The 26,780-nt window shown below is 39.0% G+C and carries 27 protein-coding genes and 1 pseudogene; 15 read left to right on the top strand and 13 right to left on the bottom strand.

What is annotated here, in order from left to right:
- Window positions 1–287 precede the first annotated feature (287 nt).
- Window positions 288–548 carry a SunI/YnzG family protein gene (locus F1560_RS18810; protein WP_149476175.1) on the bottom strand — a complete coding sequence of 87 codons (261 nt, stop codon included), beginning with the start codon at window positions 546–548 and terminating at the stop codon, window positions 288–290.
- A 269-nt stretch (window positions 549–817) separates the two neighbouring features.
- Here F1560_RS18810 and F1560_RS18805 point away from each other — a divergent pair, with 269 nt between their 5' ends.
- From F1560_RS18805 to F1560_RS18790, 5 genes and pseudogenes are all read left to right on the top strand, one after another.
- Window positions 818–1,324: a type 1 glutamine amidotransferase domain-containing protein gene (locus F1560_RS18805; RefSeq protein ID WP_149476174.1), complete on the top strand. Its 507-nt coding sequence runs from the start codon at window positions 818–820 to the stop codon at window positions 1,322–1,324.
- 111 nt (window positions 1,325–1,435) lie between these two features.
- A complete protein-coding gene (locus F1560_RS18800) occupies window positions 1,436–2,188 on the top strand; it encodes a hypothetical protein (RefSeq protein WP_149476173.1) in 753 nt (250 codons plus the stop codon).
- Window positions 2,189–2,330: 142 nt separating this feature from the next.
- Window positions 2,331–2,486: a hypothetical protein gene (locus F1560_RS22225; RefSeq protein WP_187773777.1), complete on the top strand. Its 156-nt coding sequence runs from the start codon at window positions 2,331–2,333 to the stop codon at window positions 2,484–2,486.
- Window positions 2,487–2,511: 25 nt separating this feature from the next.
- A pseudogene (locus F1560_RS18795) lies at window positions 2,512–3,030 on the top strand (family 1 glycosylhydrolase); the annotation flags it as partial.
- A 126-nt stretch (window positions 3,031–3,156) separates the two neighbouring features.
- Window positions 3,157–3,381 carry a hexameric tyrosine-coordinated heme protein gene (locus F1560_RS18790; RefSeq protein ID WP_149476172.1) on the top strand — a complete coding sequence of 75 codons (225 nt, stop codon included), beginning with the start codon at window positions 3,157–3,159 and terminating at the stop codon, window positions 3,379–3,381.
- 67 nt (window positions 3,382–3,448) lie between these two features.
- On the opposite strand, the gene ahpF is transcribed toward F1560_RS18790, so the two are convergent.
- Together ahpF and ahpC are read right to left on the bottom strand one after the other, a co-directional pair.
- Entirely contained in the window at window positions 3,449–4,978 is a 1,530-nt protein-coding gene (gene ahpF / locus F1560_RS18785; protein ID WP_149476171.1) for an alkyl hydroperoxide reductase subunit F, read from the bottom strand.
- A gap of 27 nt (window positions 4,979–5,005) precedes the next feature.
- Window positions 5,006–5,575 carry an alkyl hydroperoxide reductase subunit C gene (gene ahpC, locus F1560_RS18780; protein WP_149476170.1) on the bottom strand — a complete coding sequence of 190 codons (570 nt, stop codon included), beginning with the start codon at window positions 5,573–5,575 and terminating at the stop codon, window positions 5,006–5,008.
- 316 nt (window positions 5,576–5,891) lie between these two features.
- Between ahpC and F1560_RS18775 the strand changes: the two genes are divergently transcribed.
- Window positions 5,892–9,098, top strand: a complete 3,207-nt coding sequence (locus F1560_RS18775; protein WP_149476169.1) for a DEAD/DEAH box helicase — start codon at window positions 5,892–5,894, stop codon at window positions 9,096–9,098.
- 167 nt (window positions 9,099–9,265) lie between these two features.
- Here F1560_RS18775 and yidA read toward each other — a convergent pair whose 3' ends face one another.
- Window positions 9,266–10,096 carry a sugar-phosphatase gene (gene yidA, locus F1560_RS18770; protein WP_149476168.1) on the bottom strand — a complete coding sequence of 277 codons (831 nt, stop codon included), beginning with the start codon at window positions 10,094–10,096 and terminating at the stop codon, window positions 9,266–9,268.
- Window positions 10,097–10,377: 281 nt separating this feature from the next.
- On the opposite strand from yidA, the gene F1560_RS18765 reads away from it, so the two are divergent.
- From F1560_RS18765 to hprK, 7 genes are all read left to right on the top strand, one after another.
- A complete protein-coding gene (locus tag F1560_RS18765; RefSeq protein WP_210095930.1) occupies window positions 10,378–10,905 on the top strand; it encodes a bifunctional transcriptional activator/DNA repair enzyme AdaA in 528 nt (175 codons plus the stop codon).
- Between the two features lie 12 nt (window positions 10,906–10,917).
- Window positions 10,918–11,826: a DNA-3-methyladenine glycosylase family protein gene (locus F1560_RS18760; protein ID WP_149476166.1), complete on the top strand. Its 909-nt coding sequence runs from the start codon at window positions 10,918–10,920 to the stop codon at window positions 11,824–11,826.
- Window positions 11,819–12,298: a methylated-DNA--[protein]-cysteine S-methyltransferase gene (locus F1560_RS18755; RefSeq protein WP_149476165.1), complete on the top strand. Its 480-nt coding sequence runs from the start codon at window positions 11,819–11,821 to the stop codon at window positions 12,296–12,298. Before F1560_RS18760 ends, F1560_RS18755 begins: the two co-directional genes overlap by 8 nt.
- Window positions 12,299–12,459: 161 nt before the next feature.
- Window positions 12,460–13,038 (top strand): TetR/AcrR family transcriptional regulator, encoded by a 579-nt coding sequence (locus F1560_RS18750; protein WP_149476164.1) that lies wholly within the window; start codon window positions 12,460–12,462, stop codon window positions 13,036–13,038.
- A gap of 73 nt (window positions 13,039–13,111) precedes the next feature.
- Window positions 13,112–13,474, top strand: coding sequence for a DMT family transporter (locus tag F1560_RS18745; protein ID WP_149476163.1), 363 nt, complete (start codon window positions 13,112–13,114; stop codon window positions 13,472–13,474).
- On the top strand, window positions 13,459–13,773 hold the full coding sequence (locus F1560_RS18740) for a DMT family transporter (protein ID WP_149476162.1): 315 nt from the start codon (window positions 13,459–13,461) through the stop codon (window positions 13,771–13,773). Before F1560_RS18745 ends, F1560_RS18740 begins: the two co-directional genes overlap by 16 nt.
- A 184-nt stretch (window positions 13,774–13,957) precedes the next feature.
- Window positions 13,958–14,881: an HPr(Ser) kinase/phosphatase gene (hprK, locus tag F1560_RS18735; protein WP_149476161.1), complete on the top strand. Its 924-nt coding sequence runs from the start codon at window positions 13,958–13,960 to the stop codon at window positions 14,879–14,881.
- A 78-nt stretch (window positions 14,882–14,959) separates the two neighbouring features.
- On the opposite strand, the gene F1560_RS18730 is transcribed toward hprK, so the two are convergent.
- A complete protein-coding gene (locus F1560_RS18730; protein ID WP_149476160.1) occupies window positions 14,960–15,616 on the bottom strand; it encodes a TerC family protein in 657 nt (218 codons plus the stop codon).
- 368 nt (window positions 15,617–15,984) lie between these two features.
- Here F1560_RS18730 and dacB point away from each other — a divergent pair, with 368 nt between their 5' ends.
- The gene (gene dacB / locus F1560_RS18725) at window positions 15,985–17,520 is read left to right on the top strand and encodes a D-alanyl-D-alanine carboxypeptidase/D-alanyl-D-alanine endopeptidase (protein ID WP_149476185.1); all 1,536 of its coding nucleotides are present in this window, start codon (window positions 15,985–15,987) and stop codon (window positions 17,518–17,520) included.
- A gap of 52 nt (window positions 17,521–17,572) precedes the next feature.
- Here dacB and F1560_RS18720 read toward each other — a convergent pair whose 3' ends face one another.
- The 3 genes from F1560_RS18720 to F1560_RS18710 form a co-directional block, all read right to left on the bottom strand.
- A complete protein-coding gene (locus F1560_RS18720) occupies window positions 17,573–18,067 on the bottom strand; it encodes a DUF4188 domain-containing protein (protein WP_149476159.1) in 495 nt (164 codons plus the stop codon).
- A 15-nt stretch (window positions 18,068–18,082) separates the two neighbouring features.
- Window positions 18,083–18,625: a PadR family transcriptional regulator gene (locus tag F1560_RS18715; protein ID WP_149476158.1), complete on the bottom strand. Its 543-nt coding sequence runs from the start codon at window positions 18,623–18,625 to the stop codon at window positions 18,083–18,085.
- A gap of 315 nt (window positions 18,626–18,940) precedes the next feature.
- Window positions 18,941–20,341 (bottom strand): purine-cytosine permease family protein, encoded by a 1,401-nt coding sequence (locus F1560_RS18710; protein ID WP_149476157.1) that lies wholly within the window; start codon window positions 20,339–20,341, stop codon window positions 18,941–18,943.
- 325 nt (window positions 20,342–20,666) lie between these two features.
- On the opposite strand from F1560_RS18710, the gene F1560_RS18705 reads away from it, so the two are divergent.
- A complete protein-coding gene (locus F1560_RS18705) occupies window positions 20,667–21,368 on the top strand; it encodes an N-acetylmuramoyl-L-alanine amidase (protein ID WP_245347766.1) in 702 nt (233 codons plus the stop codon).
- A gap of 102 nt (window positions 21,369–21,470) precedes the next feature.
- On the opposite strand, the gene F1560_RS18700 is transcribed toward F1560_RS18705, so the two are convergent.
- The 5 genes from F1560_RS18700 to F1560_RS18680 form a co-directional block, all read right to left on the bottom strand.
- Complete coding sequence (locus F1560_RS18700) at window positions 21,471–21,758, bottom strand: YxcD family protein (protein WP_149476156.1); 288 nt, start codon at window positions 21,756–21,758, stop codon at window positions 21,471–21,473.
- Window positions 21,746–22,195 carry a hypothetical protein gene (locus tag F1560_RS18695; RefSeq protein WP_149476155.1) on the bottom strand — a complete coding sequence of 150 codons (450 nt, stop codon included), beginning with the start codon at window positions 22,193–22,195 and terminating at the stop codon, window positions 21,746–21,748. Before F1560_RS18695 ends, F1560_RS18700 begins: the two co-directional genes overlap by 13 nt.
- Before the next feature lie 247 nt (window positions 22,196–22,442).
- Complete coding sequence (locus F1560_RS18690; RefSeq protein WP_149476154.1) at window positions 22,443–23,543, bottom strand: copper resistance D family protein; 1,101 nt, start codon at window positions 23,541–23,543, stop codon at window positions 22,443–22,445.
- Between the two features lie 3 nt (window positions 23,544–23,546).
- Window positions 23,547–24,107 carry a copper resistance CopC family protein gene (locus tag F1560_RS18685; RefSeq protein ID WP_187773776.1) on the bottom strand — a complete coding sequence of 187 codons (561 nt, stop codon included), beginning with the start codon at window positions 24,105–24,107 and terminating at the stop codon, window positions 23,547–23,549.
- Window positions 24,108–24,275: 168 nt separating this feature from the next.
- Window positions 24,276–26,225, bottom strand: a complete 1,950-nt coding sequence (locus tag F1560_RS18680; protein ID WP_338112810.1) for a primary-amine oxidase — start codon at window positions 26,223–26,225, stop codon at window positions 24,276–24,278.
- Window positions 26,226–26,780 lie beyond the last annotated feature (555 nt).

Genomic DNA, 26,780 nt, shown 5'->3' with positions numbered 1-26,780 from the left:
GATTAAGTCCAGTCGATTACCGAACTCAATCCACCCAATCAGCTGCATAATAAAAACTCTAACTTATAGGGGTAAGCACCCTTGGGGGATGGTCTATTTTTTAACTCAACTGAGCCAGCTCCTCTTCTGAGTAGCAGCTATTTGTACATTCAACCGTAGGTGTTACCGCACTTACGGTTGTTTTATTATATGTTGTATATATACTATTATAACTATATTTCGTTGTCTTAGCGATGGACATGAATAGATGTGTTTTAAAGCAGGAAATTCCTATATATAGTCTAGTGTTATTTATCCATCAAAGATAAAGTCTTTTCTTTCATAGTGCCGATACTTGTATAGATAATATAGTTCGATTGATGTGTCTTAATATAGATTCGTTCTGTTGTCCCGTATGGATAACCTATCCTGATAGCTGTTTTGTCTTCACCAGCATAAGTTTCATCATTGGTAACATCAATGATCTCTGGAATTGGAATTTTAACTTTCTGTAACTGCCATTTAAATACGATATGTTCTTCTTCTTTTGTAACCTTTACTTCAAACACGATGCGATTCACCTTTCTTTCCGAATAAATTCTCTTTAAGGGATATGCAGTTGAATTCTGAATTATTGTTGTTCTCTTCTTAACTGCCAGTATACAAGATTTTACGTGTTTATCCGAGTAATCGACATTCCAATCAATTATCTATTGAATTCAAGACCCAAATTGGATTTACCCTTAGTAGAAAGGGATGGTTGTATCAATTTAATTGAATTGTCTTAATAAATCATATAATATAGGTTTGAATTTAATTGTGGAGGAGTGGATATAAGATGGCAAATGTATGTTTTTTACTTGCAGATGGTTATGAAGACTCGGAAATGAAGAACCCTTATGATGCGATGAATGAAGCGGGTCACCAAACCGTTGTTGTAGGACTTGAAAAAGGAGCGGAACTGAAAGGAAAGAAAGGGACGGTAGCTTATACTTCTGATTTTTCCATAAGTGAAGTGAAGGTTGACGATTATGATGCGGTTATAATTCCTGGTGGATCGGCTCCAGAGGCGCTTCGTGTGAATGACGAAGTAGTAGAGTTTGTAAAACAAGCGAATGAACAAGGAAAAGTGATTGCTGGTATTTGTCATGGCCCACAAGTAATGATTAGTGCGGATATCCTAAAAGGTGTAAATACAACCTCTTACATTGGAATCCGAGATGATTTAAAAAACGCTGGCTCTAACTTTTTAGATCAAGAGGTAGTGGTTGATGGAAATATTATCACTTCTCGTACACCAAAGGATGAGCCAGCATTTATTAAAGAAATTTTAAATAAATTATAAGATTGTTTTTGAAAGGATCTCTTCTAGTAGTGGGAGAGGTCCTTTTATACGCTTCAGACGTGGAAGTACGATATATGACTAGAATTTTTGATAGGTTAGGGAGAGACCAAAATGAAACAAATCTACGCCTTTGAGTCGAAAGCAGATTATGAAAAATACCAGGATATTATAGAACGGTTCCAAAACAAATTAGTAGCGTATCAACAAGTATTAGAGAGAAACTATGCCTTAAACGATTTACCAAAGGCGATTGTATGGACAACGGGTGAATTAGCAACAAGCACTTTCTCAGAAATTCCGATTCCTGCTTTTACGAATAAGGATGTCATTTATATTTCTCCCGATATAAGATATTGGAGGAATTTATTTGTTCAACAGTTAGAAGGGCGTGAACATCCACGTATCAAGGCATTCTATGAAAACCTTTCTGAAGAACATATTTTTGCGATAGTTGGACACGAATTAATGCATCACTCCGATTTATTTGTTGATGAGTTCGATGATGACCGAGAAGATAGCATTTGGTTTGAAGAAGGCATGTGCGAATACTTACCAAGGAAATTAATATTAGATGAGATAGCTTTCAACGAAATAACAAATGTAGAGTCAGAACTGGTAGAGATGTTTAAGGATACATATGGAGATCACTCTATTGATGCGTTTGGAGAGGCTAGCTATCAAGGTAGTTTGACGAGTATCATGTTGGATTATTGGCGCAGTTTTTTGGCTGTAAAGTATTTAGTGGAAGAAAAAGCTAATCATGATGTGAAACAAGTTTTTAAAGCGTATCAAGAGTGGCATACGAATGGCAGGAAAGAGCCGTTGTCGGTGTATTTTGGAGTTCAAACCTTATTTGATTCGTAAATACTTAGCTGGTAAAAAGTTTTCATTTTGAGTTAGAAGTAAGAATTTCAGACATTCGAGTGATAACCTTACTACGTTGCTTTTCTCGTTGTACTGATTTTTATAGTAAACTAGAACTAGACGTACGAATGGAGGAGAGCCTATGAATCAAACTTCTAAAAAGAAAAAATCACCTTTAATTATACTTGCAGTAAGCGTGCTTTTTATTGCAGGTCTAGCAGATATTAAATATCGAGGATTATTCTTTCGCTTATTGCCAGAATCCGTTCAATCCTTTCTTGCTGGGATTATAAGATAGTAGTACACGTTATTCCTTTTCCTTTCCAGATGCAAAAATCGGCTGTATGCTAGCAGCTGGTCAAACGTATCCGTATACATGTAATCCAAAGGATAAAACATGTGGAAACGTATTTGGCTCTGTTATAAACCCATACTTAGAAACATCTGAATGGAGTTGGACAATTGATCCCAAAGGGTTCCGAATTAAGGCAAACCAGTTATATGATCGTTATCAAAAGCCACTATTTGTTGTAGAAAATGGTCTCGGTGCGAATGATGAAATAAATGCTGATGGTACAATCAATGATGACTACCGAATTGATTATTTGAAACAGCATATTGCCGAAATGGGCGAAGCGATAAAGGATGGAGTTGACATTATCGGCTATACGAACTGGGGATCAATTGATATCGTTAGTGCGTCCACCGGAGAAATGAAAAAGCGTTACGGCTATATTTACGTTGACCGAGATAATGAAGGAAATGGAATGTTAAAGCGTCCGAAAAAGAAAAGCTTTGATTGGTATAAAAACGTGATTGCTTCAAATGGTGAAGCATTATAAGATATTTGTAAGACAAGGGATGGGGAAACCTGTCCTTTTTTCATTTTTTCAAAACCCCACCTATTTCTCGAATATATCCGCTTTCCCTTTTATAAATTATGGTATAGACCTAAGGGAGGCTTATGAATGAGTGACTGGCTCAAAAGCTTAAAAACCCCAACACCGCAAAAAGGATTTGAGTTAGCGATCACATTAGCTAGGGAGGGTGTTGTGTATACACAGCCTTCAGCAGAAATTAGAACGAAATTGCGAAAAAAGTATGCGAAGGATGCGGATAGTCTCATCATGGTATCAGAAGTTATTGCGATTCATTTTCAAACGGTGGCTGCTGCGAATAACTATTGGAAATAGGGCAAAATCAGTACAAGAAAAGGATCGTTGTAAAAATATTTTACAACGATCCTTAACAATTTCTCGATTAATTTCTCACAAGATAGTCAAAAGCACTCAATGCCGCTGTTGCAGCTGATCCCATGGAAATAATAATTTGCTTAAATGGTTCTGTTGTACAGTCACCAGCAGCAAATACGCCCGGGACGTTTGTAGCGCCGCGGTCATTGATTACGATTTCTCCGAATTTATTGCGTTCAACGGAATCCCCTAGCCAGTCTGTGTTTGGTACAAGACCGATTTGAACGAATACACCGGATAATTCAATATGTTTCTCTTCACCTGATTCACGTTCAACATACGTAATACCGTTTACGTTATCTGTTCCAGTGATTTCTTTTGTTTGAGCATTTTTAATCACTGTGACATTCGGTAAACTGTTAAGGCGGTCTTGAAGTACCGAATCAGCTTTTAGCTCTGCTGCAAATTCAAGCACCGTTACGTGATTAACGATTCCAGCAAGGTCAATGGCTGCTTCAATACCGGAGTTACCGCCACCGATTACAGCAACATCTTTTCCTTCAAATAATGGACCATCACAATGCGGGCAGTATGCTACCCCTTTATTCTTGAATTCTGCTTCTCCAGGAACGCCAATATTGCGCCAGCGAGCTCCTGTAGCAATGATAACGGATTTACTCTTCAGAACAGCACCGTTTTCCAGCTCAATTTCAATCATGTCTTTCTTTTCTAAACGAGCCGCACGCTGTAAGTTCATGACATCAATATTGTAATCTTTGACATGCTCTTCCAGGTTTGCTGCAAGTCTAGGTCCTTCTGTACGGTTGACACTGATAAAGTTTTCAATGCTTGCTGTGTCCAAAATTTGTCCACCGAAGCGCTCTGCAACAACACCTGTGCGAATTCCTTTACGTGCTGCATAGATTGCGGCACTTGCTCCACCTGGTCCGCCACCAACAACAAGTACATCATATGGGTCTTTATCAGCGAATTCAGATGCGTCTGGACCATTTCCTAGCTTAGCAAGGATTTCTTCCACAGTCATCCGGCCACCGCCAAATTCCTCTCCGTTTAAGAAAACAGTAGGTACTGCCATAATGTTTTTCGATTCAGCTTCTTCTTTATAAGCTGCACCATCAATCATTGTATGGGAGATGCGTGGGTTTAAGACGCTCATCACGTTCAATGCTTGGACAACTTCTGGACAGTTTTGACAGGTTAGGCTAATGTAAGATTCAAAGTGATAATCTTCATTTATATTTTTGATTTGTTCGATTGCTTTTTCATCGATCTTTGGAGCTCTTCCACTTACTTGAAGTAGTGCGAGCACTAAAGAAGTGAACTCATGTCCGAGCGGGATACCAGCAAATGTAATGCCAGTATCTTCACCGATACGGTTGACACTAAAGCTCGGTGTTCTTTCTAACAAGGTGTGTTCGATTTTAATTTTCGATGACATCGCAGCTAACTCTTCTACCAATGTCAGCATGTCACGAGAGATATTATCCGATCCAGTGCTAACTTTGAGAAGGACGTCGCCCTCCATCATTTGGAGGTACTGCGCTAATTGTGCTTTAATATCCGCATCTAGTAACATTGACTCTACTCCTTATATTGCAACCTATTATATTTTTCCTACAAGATCGAGGCTTGGTTTAAGTGTTTCAGAGCCTTCTTCCCATTTAGCTGGGCAAACTTCACCAGGGTTGTTACGTACGTATTGTGCTGCTTTAATTTTTCCAACAAGTGTGCTGGCGTCACGGCCGATACCGTCAGCGTTAATTTCTGCTGCTTGTACAACACCGTCCGGATCAATGATGAATGTACCACGTTGTGCAAGTCCTGCTTCTTCATCTAGTACATCAAAGCCGCGGGAGATTTTTTGTGAAGGGTCACCGATCATAATGTATTCAAGTTTGCTGATTGCATCTGAATGATCGTGCCATGCTTTATGCGTGAAATGTGTGTCTGTTGATACAGAATATACTTCAACGCCTAATTTTTTCAATTCTGCGTAGTGGTTTTGAAGGTCTTCAAGTTCAGTTGGGCAAACGAAAGTAAAGTCTGCTGGGTAGAAGCAAACAACACTCCACTGACCTTTGATATTTTCATCGGTAATTTCGATAAATTCACCGTTACCGCTATTATATGCTGAAGCTTTGAATGGTTGTATTTCTTTTCCGATTAGAGACATGTATATGTTCCTCCTGTTTTTATCAAATTTAGCATCCTATAGTTACCTTTCATAACGACGAAAATTGGTGTTGTCGGATAACTATAATAATTCTAATGCAACACTTATTATTGTATAGAATATACCTATTGTCAATGCTTAACCAGGTAATTTGCGAAATTATTCACAAATGCATGGGAGTACCTCCAATTATAGTATAAACAATATGGATAGGTTTAATAAAAATTACCTTATAGTGGGTCTTCTTTTTTAATACATTCCCATTGTGTACTTGTGTTACAATCAACTTAACAATGAAAAGAAGCGGGCGAGACGGTTGAATATAAACGTGACCAATAAAAAAATTGAAGACATGTGCGGTATGGTCTCCTATAAAAAAGGGGACTCTTTTTATCATGCAAATAAAGTGACGTTGAAAAGCTATACTCGAAAGCGCTGCGAGGCGATTGTTGCGGGTACAGAAAATTTCTATGTAACGGTTGAACAAGCGGATCATCAAACATTGAAAGCTATGTGCAGCTGTCCGTCTTTAGCTTCCTATACGAAAGATTGTCAGCATGTTGCTGCTGTCTTACTTGCTATTCAACAGGAGCAACGAAAAGGAACCGTACCGGGACAGTTGGTTGAAAGTCGAATGGATCAAGGACTGGCAGACGATCTGGTGAAGATCTTCGAAGGGAAATCCATCCGCTCAAGCGTCCACCAACGGCATTTTGAGAACCGAGAAGTGCTCGCGTTGCATTTTACGTGTAAGCTTCTTGAGTCCAATGGAGACTGGCAGCTGTTTGGCATGGAAGTTCGTATTGGTTCGAAATTGGTGCATGATATTCGGGCGTTTTTGCAGCAAATGAGGGAAGGGAAGCCTTTCGTTCTATCACCAATCTTCACGTTTGACCCGGAAATGCAATGCTTTATGCCTGATACGGATGCTGTTTTGCAGGAGCTTTACCAAGTGATTCGTGATGAAAAGGCGGAGCTAGAGGAAGATCAGCCGATTGGCAAGGAGGTTTTGCTACTTCCGCCTTCTTCCTGGGAACGGGTTGTAACCTTACTGCAAGGTGTGCCGAATGTGACGTTAAACTATGATGGTAAGAGCTTCAAGGGAATTCAACTATCGAAAGCCATGCTTCCATTGCAGTTTGATTTTGCACCAGCAACGCAACGGGATTACACGTTAACGGTGAAAGGGATGGAGTATTTAACACTACTCCATGCATATCGGTCCGTTTTGGTTTCTGGAAAAATGATTCAGTTGGGAAGGGAAGCTTATCAATCGCTTGCAAACTTAAAGCGTATGCTGGATGCAGCTGGAACAAATCAAATCCCCATTCCAGAGCATCAAGCAGGTTTTATTATTGAGAAGGTGGCTCCAGGACTGAAGAAAATCGGAACAGTCCATTTGTCTGGAGATATTACGAATCATTTAGTAAAAACACCATTAACCGCAAAATTGTATTTAGACCGGTTGAAAAACCGTTTGCTTGCCAGTCTTGAGTTTGAGTATGAGCATCATGTGATCAATCCATTGGATCAAGATGCGCTCCGCAATAGCTCCTTTATTGTCCGAGACGTGGAGAAGGAAAATGAAATTCTGGAACTGATAGATGCAGGTCAGTTTGCGACGACAGATGGTGGTTACTTTCTACATAATGAGGATCTTGAATATGAATTTTTACATTATATTCTCCCTAAGTTACAAAAGCTTGTAAAGGTGTATGCAACAACGGCCATTCGACTTCGGGTGATGAAGGCACCAGTTCCACCAAGGATAAAAGTGAAGGCTAAAAAGGATCGGGTCAACTGGCTGGAATTTAAGTTTGAAATGGAAGGATTTCCGGAGAAAGATATTCGAGCGATTTTAGTTGCGTTGGAGGAAAAGCGAAAATATTATCGCTTGCGAGATGGGGCGCTTTTATCGCTTGAGACAAGGGAGTTTGAAGAGATTCAGCGTTTCTTGCAGGCGGCACCAATGCAACAGGAGGACGACTTGGAACGAGGGATTCAGGTTCCAGTTATTCAAGGACTTCGCTTGCTTGATGCCACTTCGGATGCTGTATTCTCGCTTGAGGAATCATTCCGAGAGTTTTTACGGCAAATCGGAAATCCAGAACTAGACAAATTCCAGGTTCCAGAAAATGTTCGGCATGTACTACGAGATTATCAACGTTTAGGTTTTCAATGGATGAAGACACTCGCAAGCTTCGGATTCGGCGGGATTCTTGCCGATGATATGGGACTTGGAAAAACATTGCAAAGCATCACGTTTATCCAGTCTGAGCTTGCTGTTATCCGTAAGAGGAAGGTCCCTGTTTTAATTGTGTGTCCTGCATCGTTAACGTATAACTGGCTGAATGAGCTAGAAAAATTTACACCAAACATCCAAGCAACGATTCTAGATGGAGCGAAGAAAGAACGTCAGAAAATAAAAAAATGGGTAATGGGTTGTGATGTTGTCATTGCTTCGTACCCGCTATTACGGAGTGAAATTCAGTGGTTTGAGAAACAAGCCTTCCATACCGTATTCTTTGATGAAGCCCAAGCATTTAAGAACCCGATGACGCAAACAGCTAGAGCAGTGAAGAAACTACAGGCAGATTATCGTTTTGCACTCACTGGTACGCCAATTGAAAATGCATTAGAGGAGCTGTGGTCGATTTTTCATGTTGTTTTTCCAGAATTATTCCGAGGTCTAAAGGAATATAGCAATCTGAATCGAAAACAAATCGCACGTCGAATCCGGCCATTTCTTCTTCGCCGAGTAAAAGAGGATGTTCTCTCAGAGCTGCCAGCAAAAGTGGAATGGCTCGAAACGGTAGAATTGCTTCCTGAGCAAAAGAAGCTATATGGTGCTTATCTGGCGAAACTGCGTCATGAAACATTGAAGCATCTGGACAAAGATACAATACGAAAGAACCGGATTCGTATTTTAGCAGGCTTAACGCGATTGCGCCAGATTTGTTGTCATCCCGCCTTGTTTGTAGAAGGCTATGAAGGGAAATCAGCTAAATTTGAAAAGTTAAAACAGCTACTAGAAGAGTCCCGGCTTGCGGGCAGAAGGGTGCTCATTTTTTCCCAATTCACAAAAATGCTTGAGCTAATTGGGCGGGAGTTGACGGAGCAACGTGTTGATTATTTTTATCTCGATGGACAAACCCCATCCGCTGAACGAGTAAAACGAGTGGAACGATTTAACCAAGGTGAACGAAATTTATTCCTGATTTCCCTAAAAGCAGGTGGCACAGGGCTCAATCTTACAGGTGCAGATACTGTAATCTTATACGATTTATGGTGGAATCCAGCAGTCGAGGAGCAAGCGGCAGACCGAGCCCATCGGATAGGGCAGGAGCATGAGGTGCAAGTCATCAAGATTGTTGCACGTGGAACGATTGAAGAGAAAATGAATGAACTGCAGGAGCAAAAGAAACACCTTATTGAAGAAATGATTGATCCGCAGAATAGAGCAGTGATATCTCTTACGGAGGAAGATATTCGGGAGATTTTGATGTTGCAGGAAGGAGAGTGAAAAGAAGTAGGTTGGGTTTGGTAAATAAGGTGATCCACCTGCTTGTTTTTTACTTTCGTTTAGAATCTACTTTACATATCATTTCCAAAAAATCTCCTTAAACCAAAGAAAACTACCCTTCACCGCCGTATGGTAAAGGGTAGTTTCCAATCAAAATAACAGGTGTACTAGTTGACACTTTCACGTAAAGGCTCTAAAACAAGTTTTTCAATTGCATACGCTACTCCGCCTTCATTATTGCTCCTCGTTTGGAAATCAGCTGCAGCTTTGACTTCCGGAATAGCGTTATCCATTGCCACGCCACACCCTGCGTACGTAATCATGGATAAATCATTTCCATTATCACCGATACTCATGACTTCCTCTTGTTTGATACCAAGTTGTTCTGCAAGCTTTTTCACTGCGTTTCCTTTGCTTGCGCTAGGATGAACAAACTCAAGGAAGTACGGTGCACTTTGAACAATCGTATATTGTTCATTTAGGTTCGCTGGAAGCTTTTGAATGGTTTGTGTTAGGTTAGCCGGTTTATCAATAAACATGATTTTCGGTATCGATAAATCTGTTGGTACATCGCTCACCTGGCGATAACCTAATGGAATTTTATTTAGATACGATTCTAAAACCGTATATTCACTAATATCGGTGTTTGGCGTATAAACGCCTTTTACATCAAAGAAATGCATTGGCGTTTCCAATTCGGTACTGAGGTCGTACAACCGCACTAAATCATCATGTCCAAGTGAAATTTGAGCTACTACCTCGTTTGTGTGCGTATCTTGCACAAATGCACCATTATACGCGATGGCAAAGTCACCATCTTGATCTAAGTTCAGTTCTTTAATATAGCTTCGCATGCCACCAATCGGTCGGCCAGAACAGAGGACGATTTTAATCCCTTGCTTTTTTGCTTCATCTAATGCAAATTTTACATCTTCTGGTACTTCATGACGGTCATTTAAAAGAGTTCCGTCCATATCGATCGCGATTAATTTATACAATGTTGATTCTCCATTCTTCTACTGATAACACTATTATACGACATCATGGAATATTTGGCATGTGATCGGTTAGGATAACTCATCTTTTCCCCTCTCTAATTCAAGACCATAAGAGCAAGAATGAGGATGAAATACAGTACTTCGCTTTGATATAATGAGTGATGACAGAAAGGCCAAATCCTGTTTTGGCATTAAAAAATATTATTTTCGTCAATTAAGGTAGAGTAATCTAGATAGGAGGGAGTCTCGTGGGAGCCAAAATTAATCTATCATTTGAAGAAATGTGGGAAAAAATTATTGCTTGTGATAGTAAATACGATGGGTTATTTTTTACGGCTGTGAAAACAACTAAGATATTCTGTCGCCCATCTTGTCGATCTAGAAAGCCCAAAAAAATGAATGTCGAATTCTATCATGACATCGATGAAGTTAAACGGGCGGGTTTCCGTGCTTGCAAAAGATGTCAGCCAGAATCGGATCTTTCCCCACACATGGAGCTTGCCCGAAATACGATTACTTTCTTAGTAAATCATTTTAATGAAAAGCTAGAATTAAACGATATTGCAAAACATGTTGGTGTCAGTTCTTATTACCTTGAGCGGATATTTAAACAAGAAACTTCAGAAACCCCGCGCACCTATTTAGAAAAAATCCGAATTGATAAAGCGGTACATCTTTTAATGAATTCATCACGCTCGAACCTTGAAATTTGTTATGCAGTTGGATTCCGAAGCCCTTCCAATTTTTATAAAGTGTTTCGTCGATTGAAAAATTGTTCACCAAGCGAATATCGAATGATGATTCAGTAAGGAGCTATAACAATGAAGTGGAATGTTAAAGGATCAACGACTGAGATCTATCCTCCCACCCCCTTTTGTTTTAAGGAATGTCTAGCCTTCTTAGAGCGTTCTGATCAAGAAATACTACATCAAATAAGAGATGGCTTTGTATATAAACTGGTAAAATGGAATGGAGAGCTAATATTATTAAAGATAGGAAGCAATGAGCATTGCATTCAAGTCGAATGCCCGACAAATAACCTGTCGATAAACTCCTTTGAAAAGGCTGCAGCCTATGTGAGGTACTGGTTTGACTTGGATCAAGATTTGGCTGGGTTTTATGAAATGGCGAATCAGGACAAGGTTTTACAGGAAATTACGCAGAAATATGATGGCTTACGAATCATACGTATTCCTGATTTGTTTGAGGCGTTAACGTGGGCAATTATCGGACAACAAATAAATTTAAGTTTTGCCTACACATTAAAGAAACGTTTTGTGGAGCAATTTGGCGAGTCGCTTACTTTCGAAGGACAAACCTACTGGTTGTTCCCTACTTTTGAAAAAATCGCAGCCATTGCTATTGATGATTTAAGAAAGCTGCAGTTTTCAACTCGAAAAGCTGAATATATTATTGGAATTGCAAGAGCTATGGCGGCTGGTGAATTAACGAAGGAAGCTTTGCTACAGAAACGAGATAGAGAGCAAATCCGGAAATCTTTGCTAGCTCTAAAAGGTGTTGGAGCGTGGACTGCAGATTATGTGATGATGAAATGTTTACATGATTTAGCGGCATTTCCAATTGCTGATGTTGGTCTTCAAAATGCGTTAAAGGAACAATTAAGGCTGGAGCGAAAGCCAACTGTCGAGGAAATGGAAGAAATCGCGTTGAATTGGCAAGGATGGCAAGCATATGCTACTTTTTATTTATGGAGGTCTTTATATGAGTAAGCACTATCAATTAGATTATGAATCACCAATTGGGATTATCGAAATTGCAGGAACAGCGGATGCTATTTATTCCATCTTGTTTGTTGAACGAGAAAAAATAGAAAATAAGAAGCATGATGATGTTCCTAAGGTGTTACTTGACTGTTTCGACCAACTCGATGCGTATTTTAAAGGGGTAGGTCATGAATTTACATTCCCTTACTTTGTAGAAGGTACAGCATTTCAAAAATCCGTTTGGAGCGCATTAACAAGCATTCCATACGCTAAAACAGGCTCTTATAAGGATATTGCCGTCTCTATTGGGAATGAAAAGGCAATTCGAGCTGTCGGAAGCGCAAACGGGAAGAATAAGCTGAGTATCGTTATTCCTTGCCACCGAATTATCGGCTCAAATGGAAAGTTAACCGGCTATGCAGGTGGGTTATGGAGAAAAGAATGGCTGCTTGAGCATGAAAGGAACTTTGTTAAATGAGAAAAGAACGGCTGAGCTTGGTCGTTCTTTTTTTAAATAATTGCAGCGACTCAAAAGCAATAAATCTCCCGTCCATATTGACAAAAATACTTACCTAAGATAAAATGACTGATAGTCAGTCATGGGTGAATTTGTTATGTAGCTTGTAAGGAGGTTGTTACGTGGATAATAAAAAAGAAAAGATTATACATGCTGCAATTGATGTTTTTCAAGAAAAGGGAATTGAGAAAACAAAAGTATCCGATATTGTAAAAGGTGCTGGAATTGCGCAAGGGACGTTTTATTTGTACTTTTCCTCAAAGCTTTCGGTCATGCCTGCAATAGCGCAAGTTATGGTAGAAAAAATGATGGAGGAAATGAAGGAGCATGTAAATGAAAAACGCCCATTTGATAAACAGCTTGAGCAGGTTGTTGATGTTGTTTTTGATATTACGAATTCCTATCGTTCCATATTCGCCATGGTATATGCGGGTCTCGCTTCTAGTGAGTACTTGCAACAGTGGGAAAAGATTTATCAACCATACTATGAGTGGATGGGTACCTTCTTTAAACAGCCAAAGGCAAAAGAAGTCCTGCGAGAGGATTTATCTATTGAGCCAAGTGTAAAGCTAGTAATTGGTTTAATTGAATCTGCTGCAGAGCAAGTTTATTTATACGATCAGCTAAGTAAAGAAGAGGCTGTTACGAAGAAACAAGAAGTATTGGAGTTTATGAGGCATGCACTGTACAAAAAAACATAAAAACCTCAACTTCAGAGGTTTTTATGGTCAATAATGACTGACAGTCATTCATAATCAATTTGGAGGTTTTACGATGAATAAAGCATGGATTTATGTCGTGCTAACAAGCTTGTTTGAACTGATTTGGATTTATGGCTTTAATACAGCTACAGTATGGTGGCATTGGATGCTAATAATCACAGCTATTTTATTAGATTTGCATTTCTTATCCAAAGCATGCGAAGGACTACCAACTGGAACTGTATATGCGATTTTTGCTGCTGCTGGAACAGTAGGAACTGCGCTGATGGACGTCTATCTATTTGATGGAAGTTTAAGCTTTGGGAAAGTCGCATTTATGGCATTACTTGTTGCTGGTGTCATTGGATTAAAATTGTTTGATAATCCGTCAACTACAGAAGAGAAGGGAGCGGCTAACGAATGGGCTGGTTATTGATAGCAGGAGCATCTGTATTTGAGATGATTGGTGTGTTGGGATTGCGATTATACAGTGAAAAGAAGCGATTCCGAAATGGTTTGATGTATTTAGGTGGATTAGGAATGAGTTTTTTCCTATTATATGCATCTTTTGAGTATTTACTTGTGAGTGTAGCCTACTCTGTTTTTATAGGAATTGGAACTGCTGGAGCTGTTATATTAAATATGCTGTTTTTTGGAGAATCAAAAAGCATACCACGAATTATGAGCTTAATTGCTATTGTGATTGGTGTTACGGGGTTAAAAGCACTGTCTTAATCGGAGGAAAAATAGCTGTTTGCCTCTCTATGTTTCTTTAGAGGGGCTTTTATCAGCTTAGGAAATAGAGTTAACACACGAATCTAACAAAAATACACAAAGAATGAAGTGTATTCTTTCGCAGCCCTTTCCATTTTACAGTATAATTGAAAAAGAATACTTTCGAGGATGGGGGTGTAAGCAAATGAAATCAATTATGGTTGAGCAACTAGTGCGTGAATTTTCATTGGAGGTACTGGCTGGGGAAAATGAATTGGATAGGTCGATAACAAGGTTGAGAACCCACAGGCCTGGGCTGGAATTCATTGGTTATTTTGATTTTTTTCCAATGGAACGTGTTCAAATACTAGGTCAAAAAGAGATTACATATTTACACCAATTAACTGATTCAGAGCGACAATTGCGGATCGGGAATGTGGTTAATTATCATCCGCCATGCTTTATCGTTACTGCTGGGCAGGATGGGCTGACCTATTTAAAACAATATTGCGCGAAAGAAAAGATTCCTTTATTACGAACGCAAGAGTCCACTACTGATTTCATTGCAAAGATGGATGCCTATTTAACGAAGGCCTTGGCACCAGAAATTGCCTTGCACGGTGTTTGTTTGAACGTATTTGGGATTGGAATTTTACTTCGCGGCGAATCAGGTGTTGGAAAAAGCGAAACAGCACATACGCTGATTGGCAGAGGGCATCGACTGGTCGCAGATGATATTGTCGTATTGAAGAAGCTTAGTCATAAGACGATCCTTGGGACGCATGACCAGAAAAACAAAGAGTTCCTTGCGTTAAGAAGTGTGGGCTTATTAAATGTTGTTCGTGTGTACGGGAGAAAATCCTTTCAAGAGGAAACAAGGATTGCTTTAGATATCGAACTAACCAAATGGAAGGAAAATACGCTCAATAATGAGTTGGAGTTGGAAACGAAATTTACGGATTATATGGGTGTTCCAATTCCACATATTCAAATTCAGCTTCAGCCAGGAAGAGATGTGGCAGGATTAATCGAGGCTGCGGCAAATAATTGGTATTTGAAACAGCAAGGCTATAGTGCTGCAGAGGATTTCATGAACCGCATTGAAAACGATAGCGGGAACAATCATTAGGAAGCATTCACGCTTCTTCAAGGAAATATAAAACACAGGATCTATGAATGAGGTCCTGTGTTTTTTGATTTGCCATCATTAAGTGCTTAAATTCTGCCTTCGTTTAAGTCCGCCGATAATAAGGGTAAGTGCCGTGATCCCGGTTAAGAGAAGCAATTCTGACTGATCATGTAATTCAACGAAAGTGCTGACACGTTTTTCCTTTAGCATCATTTCCCCTGCAGTCCAGGCTAAGAGTGCAGCACCGATATAAATGATAATCGGATATTTCTGTATCAGCTTTAGGATAAATTCACTGGCAGTTAGGATAATGGGGATACTAAGAATAATACCAGCGATAACAAGAATTAGGTCACTTTCGGCAACCGCTGCAACAGCTAGTACATTATCCAAGCTCATAATAACGTCTGCGAAGATAATGATTGTCACGGCTTCTCTTAATGACTCGCCACTCTTAATCTTATCATTTTCATGCTTGTCTACTAGCAATTTGTAAGCCACGATTAGAAGTAAAATACCACCAATTAACTGGATGAAGGGCAATTGCAGAAGGCTAATCATGAGAAAAACAAATAAAATCCGTAAGGCAATCGCACCGAATGTTCCCCATCTAATAGCCCTTTTTTGCAAATGCTCTGGCAGATTCCTGCTTGCCATCGCAATAACGATCGCATTATCACCGCTTAGTAGAATATTAATGAGTAGGATTTTTAACATTGGCTCCAATAGTTCCAAAGAATAATTCCCCCTTTGCGTCTTCTTTGTTTTGGAGAGTAAGGAGGGCTTGTCCCGCTAACTCACACCCGCTCGGACCATTTTCGAACCATCCAAATTCACAAAAACGCTAAATCATTTTCTTCGCTAAACGTTCATACCATCTCATCATTATCTTTATGAGAAATAAAGTGTTTAAAGAACTGTTATTTATCATTCTGTTCTTAGAGATACTAGTTAAAGGCTAGAATGAAAATGATTGACTAGGCTTACAGACCTGTTTTACGAATCTGTTAGGGATAAAGTAGCTTTTTAGAGAAGAAAGCTATTCTATTTTATTTCTTACTGTATAATTAAAATATTCAAAATAAAAGGATGTGGATGAATTGATGAAGTCAAAAGCCTTTTTGAGAAGGTCGTTGCTTTTCTTTTTGATTGCTATTGTTGCTATGATTCCATTTGTAAATCAAGAAGAGCCTTTGTTTATACAAGCATCCGATGAGCGAACAGAAACGGCATATGTTGGAGACATGTCATTGGCGGAAAAAATGGAAGTGATTTTAGCAAACGAACGCCTGGATGGAGCGGTTACGGGGGTTACGGTGAGACATGCTGAAACGGGAGAGATCTTATTTGCCGAGAATGGAGATACTCGCCTCCACCCAGCATCCAACATGAAGCTACTTACTGCCGCTGCGGCACTGGAAACGCTGGGAGCGGATTACCGATTCCGAACGGAAGTGTTAACAGATGGCAGGAAGACGGGAGCGGTGCTGCAAGGAAATTTGTACTTGAAAGGGAAGGGAGACCCAACATTACTGAAAGCGGATTTAGATCAATTTGCCAAGGATCTAAAAGTGCAAGGAATTCGTAATATTAAAGGTAATCTGGTTGGGGATGATACCTGGTATGATGATGTTCGACTTTCACAGGATTTAAATTGGTCGGACGAACCTTTTTATACGGGAGCTCAAGTCTCTGCATTAACGCTTTCTCCGAATGAAGATTATGATGCAGGTACCGTGATTGTCGAGGTTACTCCTGCCAAGAAAGCGAAAGGGAAGGCATTGGTGAGCGTCAGCCCGAAAACCGACTATGTAAAAATAGTGAATCGAACGAAGATGGTGTCAGCGGGGGAAACGAAGCAGATTACGATTGAACGCGAGCATGGGTCAAATCGAATTATTGTGGAGGGCAATATGCCTGTAGATGGAACGCTGTCACGTTCTTGGGCATCGGTTTGGGAGCCAACGGGGTATGCGTTAGAGGTGTTTCGTTCAGCTTTAAATGAACAAGGAATCAAATTTATTGGCAAATCGGAAGAAAAGTTTGAAGCTGCCCCTGAGCATGCACAAGTCCTCGTTACAAAGGATTCGATGCCGCTATCTGAATTGCTTATCCCATTTATGAAATTAAGTAATAATGGGCATGGTGAGGTTTTGACGAAAGAGATGGGGAAGGTTGTCCATGGAGAAGGAAGCTGGGATAAGGGACTTGAGGTGATGGGGGATGTGGTGGCAGAACTCGGTGTAAATCAAGATACAATTCTGCTTCGTGACGGCTCGGGAATGTCGCATAAAAACCTCATCCCATCCAATGATCTAACAGAACTCTTATTTGAAGCTCAGAATAAAAGCTGGTTTCCAGCATTTCATCATTCTCTTCCAGTCGCAGGGATATCAGAAAGGCTCGTTGGCGGTACGTTACGTAATCGGATGACGACAGAACCGACGAAAGGAAATGTAACAGCAAAAACAGGGTCGATAACAGGTGTGTCCACATTGTCTGGCTATGTAACTAGTCTGGATGGGGAGGAACTGATTTTTTCTATCCTGATTAACAACTACTTAGGTTCAAGTGGAAATATGCAGGCAATCGAGAATGAGATTGCAACGATGCTTGCTGGACACGAATTTCTGGAGTAATGGGTAAAAAAATCTGTTCTGCTATTTCTGGCGGAACAGATTTTTACTATTTTTAGCTATTAAATGCTTTTGAATCGCTTTTCATCCGTTGCCTGGCTGAAAGGTGTTCACGCGTAATTGGAATGTGCTTCATTGCTTTACCAAGTCCATAGACTGGCATGTTTCTGTAGATCGATTCATAATTCGTTTCCATTACCTCATAGGTTTCGTGATAAATGCCAACTGCTTGATTATTTTTAACCTTATTATTGAAGTTCTTCCATGCTTTCAAATGTTTTTTACCTTTTGCATATGCTAGTAAGTCTTCAGTCGAACGCCAGTATTGAATCATAACTGTCGTTCGGAGGCCGAAGTAGCTTTCCATTGATAAAAAACCAAGCTCTTCTTTATTTGTATAGAGTTCCTTTATCATTCCTGGCATGGCATTAAATACTGGGAGCCATTTGTTCACAGCGAGTCGTTTATTAATTCGCATACCGATTAAGAATACAACTAGCGTATCGCTGTTTTCCGTCGTATAACTACCTTCGTAAATATGTTGAGCCATTCGTAAAGCCTCCTCCTATGAAATTTGATTGATGGTGGACTTGCACCAATCAATAGAAGCGCGTGTGATTCGTTTGCCATAGTCTAACGTGAACAGCCAATATTGGGCATCCTGTTGTTCTGAGCTATTCGTAGAGATTCCTTTTTCAATACTGCTATAAAGCAGGTAACGTTCTTCTAACTTCTGTTGATAATTTTGCAGTATCTGTAATGTATGTTTCTTTGATTGATGTCGTCCAAAGAATAATTTCAGCAAAACCTCATTGCGTTCTACTGGGATTTCTTCGATTGGCTTTTCCAGCCAATCTGTTAAGACACTTTTTCCTTTTGGGGTCAGGAAATACTCATTTCGATCTGGCTTTCCATCCTGTGAAGTGGTTTGAACGGTTGCTAATCCTTCGTCGGCAATAAGTCGTAGTGTCGGGTAAATTTGACCATAGCTTATTTTCCAGAAATGACGAAGACTCCGGTCAATGAACTGTTTAATCGCATAACCAGACCTGCAATCGGTTGTTAAGATGCCTAGAATTGTGTATGTGGTATGGTTGTATTTTTTCAAGTTTGTTCATCCTATCTAAAAGTTATATATCTTTTAGATATATATAATAAAGCATGAAATGAAAAAACACAAGTGAATTTTCAGTAAATTAATTGTGGAGCAACTTATGCACCCTAACATTTGTAAACCAGAAATGCTGAAGTCCACAGTAAAAATACTGAAATTATACTTGAAATTGCTGAAGTTCATACGAAAAATCCTGAAGTTCGCAAATTTGCACCACTAGAAACACGTGTTGCTACCAAACGAGTGATGGCCTTTAAATCATAAGAAGAAAAAACCCTTCACTGCGTGTGCAATGAAGGGTTTAATAGGTTAAGCAATATAATCTTCTCGTTCAATATTTGTGTCTTCTTGTTTAACATAATAGCGACCTTTTGTAGCAATTGCGATTACTACGGTTAGGATAGAAGCGAGAATTGCGGCAAAGAATGCAGCGGTGCTTTGCAGGAACGTACCTAAGAATCCTAAGGCAGCGATTGTTCCTAATCCGCTAGCGATAATCAATGAGCCTACACCAACTGGGTTCCATTTATGCAAGTTCTCTTGTCTTGCCTCGTAATAGCCTGGCCCAATTTTCAAGATGCGCTTTACAATAACTGCATCTGTAACTAAAATAGCAGCCCATGTTAAGAGGAAGACACCTTGGAAGGTCATTACTGTTTCCAGGTGATTTACAATTCCTCCAAGCATTAGTACCATTGCAGATACTCCTGTTACGACAACCCAGAAACGACGTCCTGGCGTAAATTTGAAAATGTTTTCAAAGAAGTTCGAGAGTGATAGTGATCCGCTATAGATATTTGTTATGTTAATTCGCACTTGGGTTAGGATTGTAAATAACGCACCCCAAATTCCGAGAAGTAATACGATATAGACACCTGGATTTGGTTCACCTAGGCGAACACCAAACCAGATTCCAAGACCACCCATTACGCCAAAACAGAAAATCTGCGGGATAAATCCAATAGCAAATATTCCAATTTTCAAGTCCTTTGGCTTTAAGAAACGTGCATAGTCAGAAGCAAGTAACGGTGTTAATCCCATAATACCGTGTTGCATCCCAATACAAAGTAATAATGCTGTTCCACCAACTTGAACGCCCTCTGGCATATAGGACCAGAAAGTTCCTTCGTACAAGGAAGGTGTGCGTACAGCCATCACAATTGCTGCAGCTAGGAAAATAAAGAAGAGCGGTAGTGACCATTTTTGCAGCTTATCTAATTGCTTGATTCCAAACCAGTTTAGGGGGATAACAATGGAACCGAAGAATACGATTAATACCCATTTTGGGATAGCGGGTAAAAATTCGTGGACTGCAGCGACTAAGATTAGGCCTTCTAGCGCACAGTACATAATAAAATTAGTGGCGTAAATTAATGAGGTTAAAGATGCACCGATATAGCCAAACCCACCACCTCTGGATAATAAATTCACGTTCATTCCCGATTTAGCGGATAAGTAAGCAATGAACGTCCCCAAAATTCCAGCGACAATGATTGCATAAATTGCGGATATAATTGCGTTAACTGCACCAAATTGAAGTGCCATGACACTTCCCATTTGGAAATAAAAGATTGCTGTTGCAATCCCAAAGGTGATATTTGTAATACTAAACCATCCCATATTTCTTTTCTCACGAGGTACTCGGTCTAATGAGTAATCATCACTTTTATTATCCTCGACTTTGTGATCTGTAGTAGTAACAGATCTCATACATATCATCTCCTATTCTTTTGTGAATGATTTCACAAGTTGTATTCGTGAAATTAATGCCTTGTATAAAAAAAGCAGCTAATGAACATTATAACATTTTTTGGAGTGAAAAGCAAAATTTCCGGACGTATCGTGTTTTGACAAAGAAAAATACCACTAAAATATGTCTTTTAGTTTGAAAAAAACTACTTTTGTTAGAAAAATATTATCGATAAACGGAAATTAGTAAAATTATGCTATATTGTTATATGGGTAAAAAAACCCATGAAAGATTCAAGAATGAGTCCAAATAACTGGGATGAATAAAAAGGCAGAGGGGGTGGGAATGATTCATGCATATTTAAAAATAGCTATGACAGTCGTTGGGGTTAGTCTAATCCTTATTTTAACTGTGCTTTATCTGCGGGAGAACAGAGAAGAAGCAGTTGCAGAAAACGATCAAAGAGATAAGTCAGATATTACTCATGAGGAAGTGGAAATAAGTGATTACTTGCTACCTCTAGAAAACTCAGAAATACGTACAACGCCAATTAGTCACGTGATGCTTCATTTTAGTAGTAATGTGACCGAAAAGCCACACGCTCCATACCATGTAGAGGATATCTATAAGATTTTTAAGGAATACGGTGTTTCGGCACATTATTTAATTGACCGATCAGGAACCATATATAGGCTTGTGCAAGAGGATCGAATGGCTTATCATGCAGGTGCGGGTAGCTTGTCACGTTTTCCAGCATATGAAAATAAATTGAATGCTTATTCGATTGGAATTGAGTTGCTAGCAATTGGAACGAAGGAAGAAATGTCCACCTTTATTACAGAAGATACATACAATACGCTTGACCCTTCTTTTATTGGATATACAGATGCACAATATGAGTCGTTAAATAGCTTATTACATACCATTCATGAACGATACCAAGAGGTCAAAAGAGATAGGGAGCACGTTATCGGACATGATGAATATGCTCCAGATAGAAAAAATGACCCGGGGGCTTTATTTGATTGGGGGAGGATAGGGTATTAGGATTTCGGTTAGGAACGGTCAGCGAGTTTAATTACTACCAAGCTCCGAGGTAGAAGTTTTACCAACCAAAAAGACGATGGTTGCAACCCATCGTCTTACTTCCTATCGGATTCTTGCAATAATTCCAGCTTCATCATCAAGTTCGAGCTTAATGCCAGCAAATGGATCTTCGTTTAAAAACTCATCAAGCCATAGACGTAATGCTTCGATGATATTTCCTGTAACTAAAACTTGCTTCCGCCTTGCGACAAATGCTTCAGCAGAGAAGCCTGTATCATCGTCATACATAAGCTCAACTTCCACTTCCTCAGGGTCGACTTGCTTTTTGCGGGCGGTGTACACGCAAATTGCATTAATAATATCTTGCTCTGAAAGAACTAGCTTCTCCATGGGTTTCTTTCCTCATCTTTTTTCTTCGTAAAGAAAGTGAAAATCTTACGGACAATCGCAAAGAGAATTACAATTGCTAGAATGTTCACAGCTAGTCCTAATAAAGAACCTAACATGCCCAAGTTGCCTAATAAACCACCGAATAGCAGCCCAGCAAGTCCACCTAGCATAAGTCCTTTCATAAGACCACCTGACATAAACCCACCGCTTTTATTTGTCGTGGCAGTTGATTTACTAGAATTGTTCTTATTGTTTTGGAAAAGGGAGTTGTTGTTATTTGTGTTGCTTTTGTTCGTGTTCGAATTGAAATTGAAGCCTTTCTTTCCAGATTTATAGGATTTTGCTTCAACCGTAATGGTGTGATCTTGAAAAATAACGTTCCCAATTGGTGAAAATAGAAGTGTTGCGGTAATCAAAGCTGTTAAAATCTTCTTCATTTCTTTCTTCTCCTTCATAAATCGTATCATAGACTATTATACTATAATTTGTTGTATGGGACGATTATGAAAGCCGTTCCTTGCTTCATTACGCATTAACGGGCTGGTGTAGTACTTGCTTCTAAACAGGGGGGCAGAGATAAACTGCTTGTGAATTCGTGATTCTCTCGAAGAACCTGTGAGTCACCATTGCGATGTTAAGTTTAGCCGGGGGAGGGGAGCCCCCCCTCTGACTGAAGTTCCATTTTTACAGTAATACCGTAGTGACCATTATCATTAGATATATGCTCGTTACAAATAAACAACTAAATAGTACGGACACCATGATTGAAGCTTTATTGAAAAATGATAATACCATTAATACTATAAATAAAATGGATAATAAAAAGAAGCATAGCGTATTTAAGCTCATAGCAAAGGTAATTGTGCTGCCTGAATCAATGCTGTTATTATGAAATAGCTGGAATAAAGGGGACACCTCAGCACTTGTTAAATAATTGCCATGAGGTGGTGGTTGTTGCGAAAAATGTGCTGTAATCGTAAAAATCACAAATAAAATAACACCTTCAACACGAATCCAAAAGGTGGGATTAAATGTAGGATCTTTTGTTATGTTAAATTTCACAATTAACCCGTTCACTAATGCGTAAAATAGAAGTGGCAGTATGAATAAGTGTTTTAATATTAATCCCTGTCCATAAGAAACTATCCAGGAATCGATATAACTATCCACTATGACATCCATTAAGAATAAACCGCTAAGAGCTGTGGCAACTAAACAGCCAATAGCAAGCTTTGAAAACCAGTTTAAAAATTCTAGCCAATTTTTATGATTTAATGAGCACCAGCCAACAATAAGTATAATTCCTACCCAGACACTAACAGCTGTCAAATGGATAAAATCGCCAATAATACCTCTAACAGGATCCATTGAGCTTGCGTGGCTTGTCCAAGCAACAGTTAAAATTAACCCGAATGTAAATAATAATCCTAAACTAGCGGAAATATTTTTCCTGATAGATTTCTCTAAAGTAATTAAAAGCAATAACAAACTAGATACAAGAAGGGTAAAGCTCCATGCAATCCCAATCGTATACGCTGTTAAAACAATTTGTAATGATTCAAATATATCTTTTCCCATGCGGGGAGCAAGAAATAACGCAATATCAAGTACAGGAAAAAATGTCAATACAGGTATCATAATGATGAATATTGGTAGGGTATGCATAGGGATTTTTATATCAGGACGATATTTACTTGGGACAAGTAAAAGAATAAAAATCCCTGCTAAAATGGAAAAGCATAAATATAACAATATTTGACTAATAACAATGAAGATAACAGCCATATATTACTTTTTCCTTTTTGTAAGTAAGAAGAAACCGCCTGCCACAAGAATAACTAAAATAACAATTAGAATAATTGACATAGAGGATGATTCTGTCTCTAATTCATTATCTTCTGATACAACTTCCTCTTCATCAACTGTTGATTCTTCAGGCGAATCTGCAGCTTCTGACGGTTCTTCTGTTACCTCCTCTTCGGATTCAGAAACAGGCACATTGACTGTAAATGAGAATTCTCCTTCTAATGGGTGACCGTCCGCACTAACAATACTCCAATTTGCCTGATAATCGTTATTTGGGAGTGGTTCAGCGATCGTACCTGTTAATGTAGATTCATTAATAATGATGTCTTGTAGCTCGACTTTCTCATTATCTGTTGTTGTAATGTCAATAAGGCTACCTTGTTCAATTTGTCCATCAAATGTAAGGACAATTTCATTTAAAGGCTCTGTTACAAGGTCACCGTCTGCAGGATTCGATCCTTCAAAATGAGAGTGGGCCAATACATTACTAGAAATAGATAATGCTAACAAAAACCCGGCTGCTGCTATAAATAAACGTTTCAAAATAAACCCCTCCTAAACATAAACGTATGCTAAAAATATATTGTTTTCTTTTATTAGATAGTGCAAAGTCAAAGTATTGTATGTTACTGAAAAGCTCAGAGTCTATTGAAGAGCTAATTAGAAAGGGCTGCTAGAGTTCGTAGCAGCCCAAGCAATTCCTTTAGTTATTTACTTATGATGGCAGCTTGCACCAGTCTCCTCTGTAGGACGAGGTAAATCCAATGCCGGGTTACCGTCAAAGAAACCATGTGGTTTTAATTGGAACCCGATGTGGTGTACTGGCATTACTGGCCAGTCTTCTGGACGTACAATATGATGCACGCTCATATTATACCAAACGACAATATCCTCATTTTCAATATTGCGGTTAGCTTTCACCCAATGTTCTAGGGAACCTTTTTCTTCACCTGTACTTTGGTTCGGATACTTACCAGAAGCATATATTTGATCCCGATCATATTTTGTAACATGCAAGTGATTTTTAATATAACCTACACGTTTCATTACACTCGATTCCTCGTTAAGGAATGGAAGAGCGTTTTCCCCTGGTATAAGGGAATAACCTACTGGCTGACCAACATAGTTTTTAGAGTTCGGATTAATAATTCTCCAAGATCTCCCTGTTTCTAGGTTCATGTTTCGTTTCGCTTCTAATTCTGTCTGGAATGTCGTCGTTTCATGATAGAAAGCATTTAATCTTGGATTGTTTTCTGGATCAGGCTTCGACGCAACTGTGTTCCATTCTTCCACAGAGTTCTTTTGACCATCTACGTTCATATCAATACGATAGTTAAAGATGTGCTGATGAATTGGTGCGGCAATTTGCGGTGCGACCTCTGCTGCATATCTCGTTGTTTGACCTTCTTCAATAGCGCCAACGTTTAATACACCTGTCAATTTAGCTTCGTGTTCAATCTTTCCATCTGTATAGAAATACCAGAAGAAACCATAATCATAGTTTGCTACTGTAGTGAAGAAAGAAACTACAAGTCGACGTGAACGACGTACTTCCACTTCATCTGTTCTCCAATCCGTATGTTTCCATGCGATTCCAACATCTTCCTCATGAATACAGATTGCGTTTGGTATTTTGTGGATTCCGCCTTGACTAGTTGCCATTACAGCATCTAAGTATTGAATCTCACCTAGGCAGTCACATCCTCGAGTTAACGAGTTTGCTAATTGTCCGATACCATATTCACCTGCATCAAAAGCACATTGCCAGTTATGAGCTGGATTTGTATCCCCATAAGGAACAGTCATTTCTGACATTGCAGCACGATAGAGTACTGGTCTCTTTTTACCTTTGTCATAATAATCGACTGTATTTAGTACTAATCCTTCTCTAGCTGTATAACCAACCCGAATGTCCCATTTTTGCCATTTAATGTTGTGACCGTTAATCTCAAAGCTAGGTCCTTCTGGTTGCGTAATAACTAAAGGCTTTAAATCTGTTCGCACTTCGATGTTTTCATCTTGTTCAGGTTTATATGCTGCTGCTGTAGGTGCAATCGGCTTTACTCCGTGATCTTCAATTCGTACAATCTCCATCTTTGCTAAATCAACTACAGGTAATAATCCTGTAAGTGGGTAAGCGTAAGCGTTATCATCAGGGAACTTTCTTACAAAGCATAGTGCTTTAGCAAGTCTTTTTCCTTTGTCCTCTGGTATTCCGGTGTCACCGACAGACCATGGATCAACCATTACTAATTCTGGATTATCGATACCTCGTTTTTTAAGGGCTGCATGAAATTCAGGGCTCTTTTTCACCGTTTCTTCAAGTTCTGTATATTCTTCAAAAAGGAATGACGGTTGAACACCTGGAATATGCTGCCAAGATAAAACTTCTTCATTTGTAATGGAGATCACTGCTTCATACGTTTTACTATCCGTAGTGTCTACGACGATAGCAAAGGCTTCACGTTGAATTGGGTCACCTTTTTTAAAGTTTAATACAGCTTTTTTAGGAGGCTCATGTAAGCCAAGTTGTTCGAATCTTGAAGCTGGTGTTAAACTCTTTTTTTCTTTTAGAATCGCAACCGCTTTCAAAATTTCTTCTTCTCTTAGTGGTTCAAGTGGATGGTCTACTTTCGTTATTACTGATTCTTGCATCGCCATATTTATACTCCCCTTTTATTATAAAATTCAAAAATATTATCAAAACATTTATCAGCTTGTCCTGCTTAACAATACATGGATACAATCTGCGAAACTTATGAAAATAATGTAATCATTACCAAAATGTCAAACTAAATATTTTCGGTTCGATAATATAAATGGTTGAGTTTAAAATATCTTTTCACCACTCCCTTTAGTATGCGCCTGCACTTTTAGATGAGTTACTCTTTAAGTTGATAATTTTAACTATAATAGTAGACTAACAATGACTTTATGGATGTTTTTTCTATCTCGTATAGTTTTTGATTACCAACTAAGCTTTGTTTTGGAAGTAATCTTCATATTTTCAGCAAGTCTGCCAAAACGTATATGTTAATCCTGAAGATCGGCTCCCGTTATATTAACAGGCGCAAAGTTAAATGTTTAAAAATAAACATAATTGCAATTTTGAGTAATCTTAAGTCAATTACAATTTAAATTAATATTAGCTTAATAATTTTTATTGTTATTGTATAAAACGGAACTATCACAAAATTTAAAAAAGAACCGAGAATA

This window comes from Oceanobacillus polygoni (assembly GCF_008304605.1).
Taxonomy (GTDB): Bacteria; Bacillota; Bacilli; order Bacillales; family Amphibacillaceae; genus Oceanobacillus; species Oceanobacillus polygoni.
Note: the sequence above shows the minus strand (reverse complement) of the source record. Positions and strands in the feature narration are given on the sequence as shown.